The organism is Cryobacterium sp. PH31-L1 (assembly GCF_030063145.1).
In the GTDB taxonomy this organism is placed as follows: Bacteria; Actinomycetota; Actinomycetes; order Actinomycetales; family Microbacteriaceae; genus Cryobacterium.
In genome coordinates, this window is record NZ_JASISM010000004.1 from 147088 (window position 1) to 161494 (window position 14407).

Annotated in this window: 9 protein-coding genes; 2 read left to right on the top strand and 7 right to left on the bottom strand. The window is 62.3% G+C overall.

Translation table 11 applies throughout. The features are described 5' to 3' along the window. On the bottom strand, positions 1 to 2868 hold the full coding sequence (gene uvrA, locus QMF22_RS09710) for an excinuclease ABC subunit UvrA (protein WP_283452968.1): 2868 nt from the start codon (positions 2866 to 2868) through the stop codon (positions 1 to 3). A gap of 258 nt (positions 2869 to 3126) precedes the next feature. On the opposite strand from uvrA, the gene QMF22_RS09715 reads away from it, so the two are divergent. Together QMF22_RS09715 and QMF22_RS09720 are read left to right on the top strand one after the other, a co-directional pair. Continuing rightward, complete coding sequence (locus tag QMF22_RS09715) at positions 3127 to 3735, top strand: PadR family transcriptional regulator (protein WP_283452970.1); 609 nt, start codon at positions 3127 to 3129, stop codon at positions 3733 to 3735. Positions 3736 to 3837: 102 nt separating this feature from the next. Further along, entirely contained in the window at positions 3838 to 4128 is a 291-nt protein-coding gene (locus tag QMF22_RS09720) for an ABC transporter permease family protein (protein ID WP_283452973.1), read from the top strand. Positions 4129 to 4294: 166 nt separating this feature from the next. On the opposite strand, the gene uvrB is transcribed toward QMF22_RS09720, so the two are convergent. The 6 genes from uvrB to QMF22_RS09750 all read right to left on the bottom strand — a co-directional run bounded on the left by uvrB (position 4295) and on the right by QMF22_RS09750 (position 14358). Then, a complete protein-coding gene (gene uvrB / locus QMF22_RS09725) occupies positions 4295 to 6358 on the bottom strand; it encodes an excinuclease ABC subunit UvrB (RefSeq protein ID WP_283452975.1) in 2064 nt (687 codons plus the stop codon). 29 nt (positions 6359 to 6387) lie between these two features. Further along, entirely contained in the window at positions 6388 to 7053 is a 666-nt protein-coding gene (coaE, locus tag QMF22_RS09730) for a dephospho-CoA kinase (protein WP_283452977.1), read from the bottom strand. 9 nt (positions 7054 to 7062) lie between these two features. Then, complete coding sequence (locus tag QMF22_RS09735) at positions 7063 to 8388, bottom strand: PAS domain-containing sensor histidine kinase (RefSeq protein ID WP_283452979.1); 1326 nt, start codon at positions 8386 to 8388, stop codon at positions 7063 to 7065. Positions 8389 to 8446: 58 nt separating this feature from the next. Further along, complete coding sequence (locus QMF22_RS09740) at positions 8447 to 10717, bottom strand: response regulator (protein WP_283452981.1); 2271 nt, start codon at positions 10715 to 10717, stop codon at positions 8447 to 8449. Between the two features lie 302 nt (positions 10718 to 11019). Then, on the bottom strand, positions 11020 to 12474 hold the full coding sequence (gene rpsA, locus QMF22_RS09745) for a 30S ribosomal protein S1 (RefSeq protein ID WP_092107815.1): 1455 nt from the start codon (positions 12472 to 12474) through the stop codon (positions 11020 to 11022). A gap of 207 nt (positions 12475 to 12681) precedes the next feature. Beyond that, positions 12682 to 14358, bottom strand: a complete 1677-nt coding sequence (locus QMF22_RS09750) for a DUF885 domain-containing protein (protein ID WP_283452984.1) — start codon at positions 14356 to 14358, stop codon at positions 12682 to 12684. Between the last annotated feature and the right edge of the window lie 49 nt (positions 14359 to 14407).

Sequence of the window (14407 nt, forward strand, 5' to 3'; positions counted from 1 at the left end):
CTAGCCGGCAGCCAGGACCTCCTTCAGGAAGGAGCCGGTGAAGCTCTTCTTGACCGTGGCGAGGTGCTCCGGCGTGCCGGTGGCGAGTACCTTGCCGCCGCCGGAACCACCCTCGGGTCCGAGGTCGATCACCCAGTCGGCGGACTTGATGACGTCGAGGTTGTGTTCGATGACGATGACGGTGTTGCCCTTGTCGACGAGGCTGTTCAGCACGAGCAGGAGTTTGCGCACGTCTTCGAAGTGCAGTCCGGTGGTGGGCTCATCGAGCACGTACACGCTGCGCCCGTTGGAACGCCTCTGCAGCTCAGTGGCGAGCTTCACCCGCTGAGCTTCACCGCCGGAGAGGGTGGTGGCACTCTGGCCGAGGCGCACATAGCCGAGTCCGACCTCGACCAGGGTCTTGAGGAAGCGGTGGATCGAGGAGATCGGTTCGAAAAAGTCGGCAGCCTCGCTGATCGGCATGTCAAGTACCTCGGCGATGTTCTTGCCCTTGTAGTGCACGGTGAGGGTGTCGCGGTTGTACCGGTCTCCCCCGCATACCTCGCACGCGACGTACACGTCGGGCAGAAAGTTCATTTCGATCTTGATGGTGCCGTCGCCCGAACAGGCTTCGCAGCGCCCGCCCTTGACGTTGAAGCTGAACCGGCCAGGGAGGTAGCCGCGGGTCTTCGATTCGATGGTTTCGGAGAACAGGGTGCGGATCTTGTCGAACACGCCGGTGTAGGTGGCCGGGTTGGAGCGCGGCGTGCGGCCGATCGGTGCCTGGTCGACGTGGATGACCTTGTCGAGTTGCTCGAGGCCGGTGACCCGGGTGTGCTTGCCGGGAAGTTTGCGGGCGCCGTTGAGCCGGTTGGCGAGCACCCGGTAGAGGATGTCGTTGACCAGCGATGATTTGCCCGATCCGCTGACCCCGGTGACGGCCGTGAAGGTGCCGAGCGGGAAGGTCACCGAGACCTTTTGCAGATTGTTGGCCTCGGCGCCGGTGACGCCGATCAGGCGCTCCGGGTCGACCGGGCGGCGGGTCTGCGGCGTGGCGATGGACTTGCGTCCGGACAGGTAATCGCCGGTCAGCGACTTGGTGTTGGCCAGCAGCCCTTCATAGGAGCCGGAGTGCACGACGTGCCCGCCATTGACGCCGGCGCCAGGGCCGATATCGACGACCCAGTCGGCGGTCTTGATGGTGTCTTCGTCGTGCTCGACCACGATGAGCGTGTTGCCGAGGTCACGCAGGGTGACGAGCGTCTCGATCAGGCGCCGGTTGTCGCGCTGGTGCAGGCCGATGCTCGGTTCGTCGAGAACATAAAGCACTCCGGTGAGGCCGGACCCGATCTGAGTGGCCAAACGGATGCGCTGCGCCTCACCGCCCGAGAGGGTCGCCGCGGCCCGGGCCAGGTTGAGGTAGTTCAACCCCACCCGAATGAGAAAGTCGAGGCGTGCCCTGATCTCCCGCAGCACCTGGGCGGCGATGGCCGCCTCCCGGTCTGTCAGGGTCAGCTTGTCCATGAAGGCGCGGGCATCACTCAGGCTGAGGGCGCAGACATCCGCGATGCTCGCGTCGTGCACGAGCACGGCGAGCACCTCGGGCTTGAGCCGGGTGCCCCGGCAGACGTGGCAGTCGACCTCGCGCAGGTATTCCGACCAGCGCTGACGCTGGGTGTCGCTCTCGGCCTGCAGATACTGGCGTTCGATGTACGGCACGACGCCCTCGAAACCGGAGGTGTAGCTCATCTCCCGGCCGTAACGGTTTTTCCACTTGACCCGCACCTCGAAGTTGTCGCCGCGCATGACGGCGTTCTGCACCTCGCTGGTGAGCTCACCCCAAGGGGTGTCGAGCGAGAAGTCGAGGTCGCGGGCGAGCCCGTCGAGCAGTTTCTCGTAGTACTGGAACAGGCCCTTGCCCTGGGTGGTCCAGGGCAGCACGACGCCCTCGGCGATGCTCAGGTCGGGGTCGCCGAGCAACAGGTCTTCATCGACGGACATGCGGGTACCGAGGCCGGAGCACTCCGGGCAGGCGCCGAACGGCGCGTTGAAGGAGAAGGTGCGCGGTTCGATTTCGGTCAGCTGCACCGGGTGGTTGTTCGGGCAGGACAGCTTCTCGGAGTAGTTCTGCCAGGCCTTGTCGCCTTCTTCGTCAAGGAAGTTGATCTGCACGAGGCCATCGGTGAGTTTGAGCGCCGTTTCGAGCGAGTCGGTGAGACGACTGAGCAGTTCGGGGCCGGCGACGAGCCGGTCGACGATGACAGCGATGTCGTGCTTTTGCTGTTTCTTGAGAACGGGCGGTTCACTCAGCTGAATCTGGGCGCCGTCGACGATCGCCCGGGAGTAACCGCCGCCGGCGAGTTCCTGGAACAGGTCGACGAACTCGCCCTTCTTTTGAGAAATCACCGGGCTGACCACCTGGTAGCGGATGCCCGCCTTCAATTCCATCAGCTGATCGGCGATCTGCTGCACGGTCTGGGACTGGATGATCTCGCCGCAGACAGCGCAGTGCGGCACGCCGATGCGGGCCCAGAGCAGGCGCATGTAGTCGTAGATCTCGGTGATGGTACCGACCGTGGACCGCGGGTTGCGGTTGGTCGATTTCTGGTCGATCGATACCGCGGGGCTCAAGCCCTCGATGAAGTCCACATCGGGCCGGTCGACTTGCCCGAGGAATTGCCGAGCGTAGGCCGAGAGCGACTCGACGTAGCGGCGCTGGCCCTCGGCGAAGATGGTGTCGAAGGCCAGCGACGACTTGCCCGACCCGGAGAGCCCGGTGAAGACCACGAGCGAGTCGCGCGGTATCTCGAGATCTACGTTGTGGAGGTTGTGCACCCGGGCTCCGCGCACACTGAGTTTCGGACCTGTTTCTACCTTGGTAATCGACACTCATTGAGTCTATGCAACGCCACTGACAGTCTCGTGCAGGAAGTCGGGCCTCGGCGAGGCCGTTAGGGCCGCATGCACGATTTGCACAACCGGCAGGATGCCTTTCGCGTCGTGGCACTCGTTAGGCCTCGCGGCACTCGGTGCTAGGAGTGCCACGAGAGCTAACGAGTGCCACGACGCGGGGCGCGGCCTCCGCGTAAGGTTGCTGAGTATGTATATACTCAGTAGTTATTAGCCGTTTGAAGAGTCGGAGGTCGTATGTCTGTTCGCCAGAGTCTGCTCGCCATACTCAACCAGGGGCCGTGTTACGGCTACCAGTTGCGGGCCGAATTCGACCGGCGTACCGGTTCAACCTGGCCGCTCAACGTCGGCCAGATCTACAACACGCTGGACCGGCTCGAGCGGGACGGCCTCGTGCAAAAGGCCGATATCGACGCCGACGGTCAGAATTACGTCCAGATAACGGATGCCGGCCGCGCGGAGGTCGCCGACTGGCTCGGCTCCCCCGTGGTACGTACCATGGCTACCCGCGACGAGCTCGCCATCAAGCTCGCGATCGCCGTGACGCTGCCGGGAGTTGACATCGCCCAGGTGATCCAAGTGCAGCGCACCGCCACGATGCGTACCCTGCAAGAGCTGACCCGCACCAAGAACGCGACCGCCGACCCGGAGTCGTCGGAGCAGCTGGCCTGGCTGCTGGTGGTCGACTCGCTCATCTTCGCGGCCGAGGCCGAGGCGCGCTGGCTCGATCACTCGGAGCACCGGCTCGCTCGTGCTCGGGCCGCCGGGCTGGCCGATCCGCTGCCGCTCAACACGGATGTGCCCAAGCGCGGACGCCCGGCCAAAACGGTGCAGGCCCACGCGTGACCGGCTCGGACATCCTCTTACAGCTCGACGGTGTCTCGATGCACTACGGCCGCGGCGAGACCGCGATCACGGCACTCGCGGGCGTCGACCTGTCGGTAAGCCGTGCTCACCTCCCTCGGGGCATCACCGCGGGTTCGTCGAGCCTTCGGGTTCTGGCAAGCCGTGGTGATCGTGGGCCTCGGCAGCGTGATCGGGGTGCTGCTCGGGCTGGTGCCGTCGTTCGCGCTCTCGCTGACCCGCGACACGGCGGGCTTCTCCGTGCTGCCGTTCACGCCGCCGTGGCTGCAACTGGCCCTGATCGTCGTGGCGTTGCCGGCGCTCGTCGCGGTCGGCGGCGCGCTTACTGCTGGCGGTAATCGCACCGGGTTCAGCAATCGGGCTGCGTTCGACTGAGCCTGGTCGGCCCAGCCCAGCCGGCCCAGCCGCAGCATCCGCTCTCGCGGCACTCAGTAGAGATGGCGGCACCGCTAGCTCGGAGTGCCAGGAGAGCGGACGAGTGCCGCGACGCTAGGGGAACCGTTCCGGGACCGGCACCGACTCGGGAGGCACGCGGCGTCGGCTATTGCAGGTGGCCGGCTTTCTCCATCTGGCGTAGTTCGCGCTTGAGCTCGGACAGCTCATCGCGCAGGCGAGCGGCGAGCTCGAATTTGAGCTCGCCAGCAGCCTCGAGCATCTGCCCGTTGAGGTCGGCGATGATCGACTCGAGATCGTTGGCGCCGTTCGCGGCCAGGCCGACGCGACGGTTGGGCGTCGACGTTTTGCGGCGGGCATCGCGGCCGGCCAGCAGCTCAGCCGTGTCGGCCTCCTCGCGGGCGAGGGCCTCGGTGATGTCACCAATGCGTTTGCGCAACGGGGTCGGGTCGATGCCGTGCAGGGTGTTGTAAGCCACCTGCTTCTCTCGGCGCCTGTCGGTCTCGTCGATTGCCTTTTCCATCGAGGCGGTGAGCCGGTCGGCGTACATGTGCACCTCGCCGGACACGTTGCGGGCCGCGCGCCCGATGGTCTGGATGAGCGACGTGGCCGAGCGCAGGAAGCCCTCCTTGTCGGCGTCGAGGATGGCGACGAGGGACACCTCGGGCAGGTCTAGGCCCTCACGAAGCAGGTTGATGCCGACCAGAACGTCGTAGATGCCAGCACGCAGCTCCGTCAGCAGCTCGACCCGGCGCAGGGTGTCGACGTCGGAGTGCAGGTAGCGTACGCGCACCCCGGCTTCGGTGAGAAAGTCGGTGAGGTTCTCCGCCATCTTCTTGGTGAGGGTCGTGACGAGCACGCGCTCGTTGCGTTCGCTGCGCTTCTTGATCTCTTCGAGCAGGTCGTCGATCTGCCCCTTGCTCGGCTTGACAATGATCTGCGGGTCGATCAGGCCGGTCGGTCGGATGATCTGCTCGACGATGCCATCAGCTATGCCCATCTCGTACTTACCCGGCGTCGCCGACAGATACACGGTCTGGCCGACCCGGTTTTTGAACTCATTGAACTTGAGCGGGCGGTTGTCGAGCGCGCTCGGCAACCGAAAGCCGTGGTCGACCAGGGTGCGTTTGCGCGAGGAATCGCCCTCATACATGGCGCCGATCTGCGGCACGGTCACGTGCGACTCGTCGATGACCATGAGAAAATCGTCGGGAAAATAGTCGAGCAGGCAGTGCGGGGCTTCCCCCGGCTCGCGGGCATCGATGTGGCGGGAATAGTTCTCAATGCCGGAGCAGAACCCGATCTGCTCCATCATTTCGAGGTCGAAGGTGGTGCGCATGCGCAGTCGCTGCGCTTCGAGGAGCTTGCCTTCACGTTCGAGCACTTGAAGGCGTTCGGCCAGTTCGATCTCGATCGTGCCGATCGCCCGACGCATGACGTCATCGCTCGCGACATAGTGCGAGCCCGGAAACACCGAGACCGCGTCGAGTGTCTTGACGATGTCACCGGTTAGCGGATGCAGGCTGTGCAGCGCCTCGATCTCGTCGCCGAACATCTCGATGCGAATCGCCAGCTCTTCGTACATCGGGATGATCTCGATGGTGTCGCCGCGAACTCGAAAGTTGCCGCGAGAGAAATCGACATCGTTGCGTTTGTACTGCATGGCGACGAATTTGCGCACCAACCAATCGCGACTGACCTTCTGCCCCACCTGAAGGGCGATCATGGCCTGCATGTAGCCTTCCGGCGTGCCGAGACCGTAGATGCACGACACCGTCGACACCACGATCACGTCGCGACGACTGAGCAGTGAGTTCGTGGTGGAGTGTCGCAGCCGTTCGACCTCTTCGTTGATCGAGGAGTCCTTCTCGATGAAGGTATCGGTCTGGGGTACGTAGGCTTCCGGCTGGTAGTAGTCGTAGTAGGAGACGAAGTATTCAACCGCATTGTTGGGCATGAGGTCGCGGAATTCATTCACCAGCTGGGCGGCGAGCGTCTTATTGTGGGCCAACACGAGCGTCGGACGTTGCACCTGCTCGATCAGCCAGGCGGTCGTCGCCGACTTGCCCGTGCCCGTGGCGCCGAGCAGAACAATGTCAGTTTCGCCGGCATTGATGCGGGCAGCGAGATCGGCGATCGCCGTGGGCTGGTCGCCGCTCGGCGTGTACTCACTGACCACTTCAAACGGGTTCACAGAGCGCGTGGGTTCCATACTTCCATTCTACAAAGGGGGTCTGACACTCAGCTCTCCACGGCCGTGGGCCCCAAACGGATGTCATTGCTCCCGTCACTCGCGTCGGCTTCAGCACTACGCACCCGGTCCCACAGCGTGTCAACCTGGGCGAGGGTCTCGGCGACGGTTCCCGTGTTGTCGATGACGACGTCGGCCAGAGCGAGGCGTTCCGCGTCGCTCGCCTGTGCGGTGATGCGGTGGATCGCCTCGTCGGGCGTAAGGCCGCGCAACTTCACCATCCGCTCGATGCGCGTGTCAGCATCCGCTTTCACGACGACGATCAGGTCGAACTTGACGAGACCGCCGGCGATTGCTTCGGCCAGGAGGGGTACGTCGTAGACGACGATGGCGTGCGGGTCAGCGGCCGCCGCAGCGGCTACGCGCGCCCGGGTGAGCTGACGCACGGCCGGATGGGTGATGGCGTTCAGCCGCTCACGCCGGGACGGGTCAGTGAAAATGATCGCGCCCAAGGCCGGCCGATTCAATGTGCCGTCGGCCAGCACAATATCCTCGCCGAACTCGGTGACGATGTCGGCGAGGCCTGGGGTACCCGGTTCAACCACTTCCCGGGCCAAACGGTCGGCATCGATGCCCACAGCCCCTAGATCGGCCAGTCGCTTCGCCACTGTGCTCTTGCCCGAGGCGATCCCGCCGGTCAACCCAATCAAATACATCAGGCCATGCTAGCTGCTGGCATCTGTCGAGGTTGACGTCGGAACCCCGTGATTCGGGAGCCAGATGGTGAAAGTTGCCCCCGCCCCCACAACGCTCTCCACGCCACAGCCCCCGCCCTGTGCCTCGAGCAGATGCTTTATTTTGGTCAGTCCGACGCCGTGCCCGTCAAACCGGCGGTGCGCGTTGTCCACCACCTGGCGAAGTGGCCGGAAAATCTCGGCGAGCTCGGACTCGACGAGTCCAATGCCGCCATCGGACACGCTAATTTCGAGATAGTCGTCGCAGTCCGACTCCTGCGGCGAAATAGCGTAGTGGGGACGAGACCCGGAGAATGTGCCAGCCACGCGCGAATTGACCAACCGGGCCGCCACGTTGATCTGGCCGTGCTCGCCGGACGCTTGCAGAGCATTGGACAGCAAAACGTCAATAATCTGGTTCAGACTGGCGGCATCCACGGTAAAACTATGTGCGTCAGGCGCAACCTGCACAGCCACCATCACTGTCCCGCTGGTCATGGCCCCGCTGTACTTCGTAGCCCGAGCGACGGCCCCCTGAAGAAGCGCTCTCACTTCGGTGTCCGCATACTCCAGGTCAATCAGCCCCGTCTCTACCCGTGACATGCCGATGAGATCGCCCAGCAAAGCCGAGAGTTGCTCGCCCTGCGTCTGGATCCGTTCTATTCGAGCCTGCTGAACGTCGGTAAGGACACCATCAGAACCCGAGGCCATCGCCGATGACTCGGCGACAATACTGTTCAATGGCGCGAGAAGAACGACCTCGACAACTTTCAGATACTCCGCCCGCGCTCTATTCATCTCCTCCAACTTGTTGTTCTTGTCTCGTAGCGCCCGCTCGAGATTTTTGGTCTCAGTCACGTCACGTCCGGCTGCAAAAATTCCATGCACGGAACGTTCACGGTCGCGAAGCGCCCACGCGTTGAATGAGATCTCAACCTCGGTACCCGCGAAGGATCGAATGGTCAGCTCGAAGTCGCTGGCGCTTTCGTTCATCAGGACCTGCGCAATCAGCTCGTCAGCGCGTGCTTGATCGGTGAACAGTTTGCGGCAAGGACTCCCCAGTAGCTCATCCCGGGTACGCCCGGACAGATCCATCACCCGTCGATTCACATCGACGATGGTGCCCCTGATGTCCGTGGTCATGACGGCATCGATACTGGATTCGATCACAGACCGGGCATAAAACTGTTGGTCGTGCAGCCTCTGCTTGAGCGCATCAATGGAGAGCGATGAGAGATCGGTCGAGTTGTGCGCCTCACCCGAGACCAGTGGTTCGTCGATCAGAAGGTCGTTGTTGTTACGAGACAATCGCTTCATGGAATTCTCCGCTGGGGCCGTGGAATATCAGCGCGTCGGTGGTGTCGTGGGCTTGCACTCAGCCGAGAGCGCGCTTGATCTCGGCCAGAAGCGCCTGCCGGTTGAAGTCAGGCTTGTTCATCGCCACCACGGGCTGAGCCGGATCGCTGTCGATGGTGTCCTGCTCCTCATCGGTGATCTGCTCCGACGACATGACCAGAACCGGAATGTGCTGGGTGCTCTCGTGCTCCTGCAAAGCACGAACAATTCTGAATCCACCGAGGTGCTCCATCATGAGATTGATCAAAATAAGGTCGGGCGCGAGCTTGAGCGCATCCGCTATTGCAGCGGTGCCGGTTGCGGAGGATTCGACCCGATAGGCCGGCTCCTCCAGGTAGGACGTCACCTGATCGACGGTTTCGCTGTCTTCGTCAACTATGAGGATGCACCGGGTGTGAGAACGGTCGGGACGCAGTCCGAGCAGGGTGAGGGAATTCTGCAGTTCGACCCGTTGCAGCGGTTTCTCCAGCACGGCCGCCGCGCCGCGACTCAGTGCCAGGCTCATATCGGTTAGACCGGCGATGACGACCACCGGGATGGAAGCCAGATTCGGAGAGTCGTGCAGTTTCATCAGGAATTTCCAGCCGTCCATTCCCGGAAGCTGCACGTCGAGGGTGATCAGGCTGAGCGGCACCCGGCGGGCAAGATCTAGTGCCTCTTCACCGCTCGGCGCCCCAATCACCCGGAAACCTTCGGCCTCGAGCAGCAGCCGAACAAGTTTGGCTGATTTCGGGTCGTCTTCGACGACAAGGGCCGTGGAGTGACCGCTTGGCACAGCCAGGCCAGCGACGGCTTCGGCGAGGCTCTGAAGGTCCACGTTGGAATCGGCATTGGCGGCTGCGATGAGTTCCTTACTCGCATGCTGCAGCAGGGAATCCCCGTTCTCATCGAGCGGTTCCAGCGGGGCCAACTCCGCAGATTCGTCATCGTGATTTTCGACAGTGGAAGGGATCGGACTGGTGGGGGTCGCAACCTCCCTCTCGATAATGGGTGCGATACGGCGCGGCAGCCAGAAGGTGAATGCGGCGCCTTCTCCGAACGTGGAGTCGACACCGAGGGTGCCGTTCTGAAGCTCCACCAATAGTTTCACCAAGGCAAGCCCCACGCCACCTCCCGCGGAGGGCCACTCAGGATCGGATCCTCGGTGTCCCAACGGCAGAAACACGGTGCGAAGGTCTTCGGCTGCAATGCCTACTCCCAGGTCCGTTACCCGAAACTCTAGGAACTCGATGAATTCGCTCTCGGCCAGTTCAAACATCCAACTGGGTCGTGAGCCAACATACGTGCCCACATCGTGACGACTCACTACACGTGCCTGCACGGTAACAGTGCCGCCGGGGCTCGCGATTACGGCGTTGGAGAGCAGAATAGCAATGATCTTCTCGACGTTAGCTGAATCGAGTGCCCACGATCCCACGTCACTTGCCACGTCGATCTGCACGTTCACCGGGGGCTTATCTGGCCGATTCAATGCGGCGGCACACGACGCCAAAATTCCCTGAACATTGACGTCCTGATACTTGAATTCCACAATTCCGGTCTCGATTGTAGACATGCCCAACACGTTGTGCAGCAGCGACAGTAGATACTCGCCCTCAGCTTGAATACTCCTAATTCGATCCTGCTGTGCTGCGCTCAGTTCGCCGACGATGCCCGCAATCAGGACTTCCGCTGACGAAACGATGCTCTGCAACGGGGTCAAAATTTCTACCCTGGCGCGTTTGATGTATGCGGCACGAGAGATATTGGTCTGTTCCATCTTAAAGTTCTTCTCCAGCAACGCCCGTTCAAATCGTTTGCTCTCGGTGACATCGCGAGCTGCCAGAAAAACACCCTGCACGATGCGCTCACGATTGCGCAAGGTGGACCCGTTGTACGAGACGACGGTTTCCGTGCCGTCGAACGACCGCACGGTTAGCTCATAATCGCTTAATCTGTCTTCCCTTATGACGCGGGCGATTGCTGAGTCGGCGCGCGCCGGATTCGTGAAGAAATTGCGGCAGGGAGCACCAATGAGTTCATCCCGACTGCGACCGGTCAGGTCGACCATCTGTTGGTTGACGTCGGTGATGACGCCCCTGGTGTCGGTGGTCATCAGCGAGTCAATATTGGACTCGATCAGCGAACGCGTGTAGAACTGCTGGTCATGCAAGCGACGGTTGAGCACTTCAATCGACAACGATGAAACCGCATCATCGACACTCTGGCGGTTGCTCCCCTGTGCCGCGTCTGATCGAGAATCGTCTGCGACCCTGTAATCGGCGTTGTCGGCCGGGTCAAAACTACTCATGGAACTCTCCGATGGGACTTTGGTGCATGGAACTTCAACTCGGATTCCATCCAGCCTTCGGGTGCATCGGTGGAAAACGCAAAACTAATCGGCTCGGACTTCCCGCCACAATCAGGGAAAAAGAAAGATCCTCACTATCAGGTATAGCACGAAGGCTTCCCTGTGCCGCAATCAAGTTCATCGGGATGTCAGTTGCTGCGTCGGACCGGGGCGGCAGCATCCGTTCTCCATCCTGTTGTAACAAAAACAACGGGCCGCACCCCGAAGGATGCGACCCGATGTTTCAGTGTGAAAATGTCGTGCTAGTTGCCGCCGGAGAGCTTCTCGCGGAGTGCCGCGAGAGCTTCGTCGTCGGCGAGCGTGCCGGCGCCAGCCGACTCGCTCGAGAAAGCTGAACCGGCCGGTGCGACGTCGCTGGGGGCAGCGATCTCGTCGTTCGCGGTCGAAACCTGCTTCTTGTGGGCTTCCCAGCGAGCCTGGGCGGCAGCGTAGTCCTGCTCCCACTTTTCGCGCTGCTCGTCGAAGCCTTCGCGCCACTCGTTGGTCTCGGAGTCGAAACCTTCGGGGTACTTGTACTGGCCCTTGTCGTCGTACTCGGTGAGCATTCCGTAGAGGGCCGGGTCGAACTCGGTTCCGTCGGGGTCGACGCCGTCGTTGGCCTGCTTGAGGCTGAGCGAGATGCGGCGACGCTCGAGGTCGATGTCGATGACCTTGACGAAGACCTCGTCGCCGACCGAGACAACCTGCTCGGCGAGCTCAACGTGCTTGCCGGACAGCTCGCTGATGTGTACGAGTCCCTCGATGCCCTCGGCAACGCGAACGAACGCGCCGAAAGGAACGAGCTTGGTGACCTTACCCGGTGCAACCTGGCCGATGGCGTGGGTGCGGGCGAATACCTGCCACGGGTCTTCCTGCGTTGCCTTGAGCGACAGGGAGACACGCTCGCGGTCGAGGTCAACTTCGAGGATCTCGACGGTGACTTCCTGGCCAACTTCAACGACCTCGCTGGCGTGCTCAATGTGCTTCCAGCTGAGCTCGGAAACGTGAACCAGACCATCGACGCCGCCGAGGTCGACGAACGCGCCGAAGTTGACGATCGAGGAGACGACGCCCTTGCGGACCTGTCCCTTCTGGAGGTTGTTGAGGAACGTGGTGCGGCTCTCGCTCTGCGTCTGCTCGAGCAGGGCGCGACGCGACAGCACAACGTTGTTGCGGTTCTTGTCGAGCTCGAGGATCTTCGCTTCGATTTCCTGGCCCAGGTACGGGGTCAGGTCGCGAACGCGACGAAGTTCGATGAGCGATGCCGGCAGGAAGCCGCGCAGGCCGATGTCGACGATGAGTCCACCCTTGACGACCTCGATGACCGAACCGGTGACAACACCGTCGGACTCCTTGATCTTTTCAACGTCGCCCCATGCACGCTCGTACTGAGCGCGCTTCTTGGAGAGAATGAGGCGGCCTTCTTTGTCTTCCTTCTGAAGAACGAGGGCCTCGACCAGGTCGCCGACCTTGACAACCTCGGAGGGGTCGACGTCGTGCTTGATGGAAAGTTCGCGGGAGGGAATGACGCCCTCAGTCTTGTACCCAACGTCGAGGAGAACCTCGTCGCGGTCGATCTTCACTACGGTGCCCTCGATGAGGTCTCCGTCGTTGAAGAATTTCAGAGTCTTTTCGACCGCGGCAAGAAAGTCTTCAGCAGATCCAATGTCGTTGATGGCGACCTGCTTGGGTGCCCGTTCGGTCGTTGCGATTGTCATGTAGTAGTTGCTCCAGGATGGACATAGTCGGGCCACACGCAAAAAGTCGTTCAGGTGTTTTAGTTGTTCCGCGGTAGAGAAAACCCGGGGAACGTTCCGCGCATGGCAGCGGATAGAGTGCCACAAATGTGACACTTTATCTTAGCTACCAGACTCCCCCGCAGGCAACTTGACCAGACTTCTCGTCTGCCTACTCCAGCGGATGCCCTACTTCAGCAGCGCCGACCGCAGGGTATCGAGACCCACGCCACCTAAATCGAGGGCAGTACGGTGGAATTCCTTGATCGAGAATGCATCCCCCTGGCGCTTCTGAGCGGCATCGCGCAGTTGCTCCCAGATGCGCTGGCCGACCTTGTAGGACGGCGCCTGGCCCGGCCAGCCGAGATAGCGATTAACCTCGAACTTGACGAAGCTTTCGTTCATGTTCACGTTCTGACCGAGAAATTCGAAGGCGTAGTCTGCGGTCCAGGGGCCGGAACCGTCGGGCAGGGTCTTGCCCAGGTGCACACCGATGTCGAGCACGACGCGAGCGGCGCGCATCCGCTGGCCGTCAAGCATGCCGAGGCGGTCGGCCGGGTCGTCGAGGTAGCCGAGCTGTTCCATGAGTCGTTCCGCATAGAGGGCCCAGCCCTCGGCATGACCGCTCGTGCCAGCGAGCTGCCGGCGCCAGGTGTTGAGCTTGGCCCGGTTGTAGACGGCCTGGCCGATCTGCAGGTGGTGACCGGGGACACCCTCGTGGTAAACGGTGGTGAGCTCGCGCCAGGTGTCGAATTCGGTCACACCCACCGGCACCGACCACCACATTCGCCCGGGCCGGGAGAAATCGTCGGTGGGTCCGGTGTAGTAGATGCCGCCTTCCTGGGTGGGGGCGATCATGCACTCGATGGTCTTGATCTCGTCGGGGATGTCGAACTGGGTTTCGGCGAGGTCGGCGACCGCCTTGTCGCTGGTGCGCTGCATCCACTCCTGCAGGGCCTGGGTACCGTGCAGCTTGCGGCTCGGGTCGGTGTCGAGGTAGGCGATGGCTTCGAGCACGCTCGCGCCGGGTTTGATCTGATCGGCGACTTTCTCTTGCTCGTCGACCATGCGGGCGAGTTCTTCGATGCCCCACTCGTAGGTTTCGTCGAGGTCGATGGTGGCGCCGAGAAAGCGGCGGGAGGCGAGGGTGTACAGCTCGCGGCCGATCGCGTCCTCGTCGGTGGCTTTGCCCTCAAGTTCGTCGCGGAAGAAGGTTGCCAGTTTGTCGTAGGCGGTTGCCGAGCGGCGGGCGCCGAGGCCGAGGTCCTTGGCGAGGGAAGCGGGAAGGGTGCCGCTATCGAGCGACGCGTTCGCTGAGAATTCGGCAAAGAAGCCGTCATTGGCGGCGTGGCGCTGAGCCTGCGCGAGCACCTCGCGCACCTGGCGGCGTGCGGGGGTCACCCCACGCTCGATGCCGAGGCGAAGGGTCTCGATGTACCCGTCGATGGCGGCCGGGAGGTTGCCCAACCGGCTTGAGATGTTGGCCCAGTCGTCGACGGTCTTGGTGGGCATGAGGTCGAAGATTTCGCGAATCTCCTGGGCCGGCGAAGCGATGACGTTGAGGTCGCGCAGTTCCAACTGGGCGTCTGAACTCTCGACACTGAGCGACAACTCGCTCCGCAGGTCGATCTTGGTGACCTCGTCGATGCTGTCAACCGGGCGGGCGGCATCCAGTTGGGCGATTGTCTTCTTGGCCTCGGCGACGAAGCGTTCGTGGCCAGCCGGTGAGTAGTCACCGTAGCGGCCATCACCCTCGGTGCGGCCGATGTAGGTACCCACCGTTGGGTCAAGGTCGACGAGGGAGTCCACCCACTCTTCGGCGATCTGGTCGATGGCCGTGGGAGTGCGCTGGATGTCATTTGTCATGCATCGAGCCTAGAACACGAGAGTTCTATCTGAACCCCCCAATTGAGGA

What these genes read in the sequence shown, in the direction of transcription:
- QMF22_RS09735 (WP_283452979.1), bottom strand. Translation starts at nt 8,388, where the DNA reads ATGAAGCGATTGTCTCGTAACAACAACGACCTTCTGATCGACGAACCA.
- QMF22_RS09750 (WP_283452984.1), bottom strand. Translation starts at nt 14,358, where the DNA reads ATGACAAATGACATCCAGCGCACTCCCACGGCCATCGACCAGATCGCC.
- uvrB (WP_283452975.1), bottom strand. Translation starts at nt 6,358, where the DNA reads ATGGAACCCACGCGCTCTGTGAACCCGTTTGAAGTGGTCAGTGAGTAC.
- QMF22_RS09740 (WP_283452981.1), bottom strand. Translation starts at nt 10,717, where the DNA reads ATGAGTAGTTTTGACCCGGCCGACAACGCCGATTACAGGGTCGCAGAC.
- rpsA (WP_092107815.1), bottom strand. Translation starts at nt 12,474, where the DNA reads ATGACAATCGCAACGACCGAACGGGCACCCAAGCAGGTCGCCATCAAC.
- coaE (WP_283452977.1), bottom strand. Translation starts at nt 7,053, where the DNA reads ATGTATTTGATTGGGTTGACCGGCGGGATCGCCTCGGGCAAGAGCACA.
- QMF22_RS09715 (WP_283452970.1), top strand. Translation starts at nt 3,127, where the DNA reads ATGTCTGTTCGCCAGAGTCTGCTCGCCATACTCAACCAGGGGCCGTGT.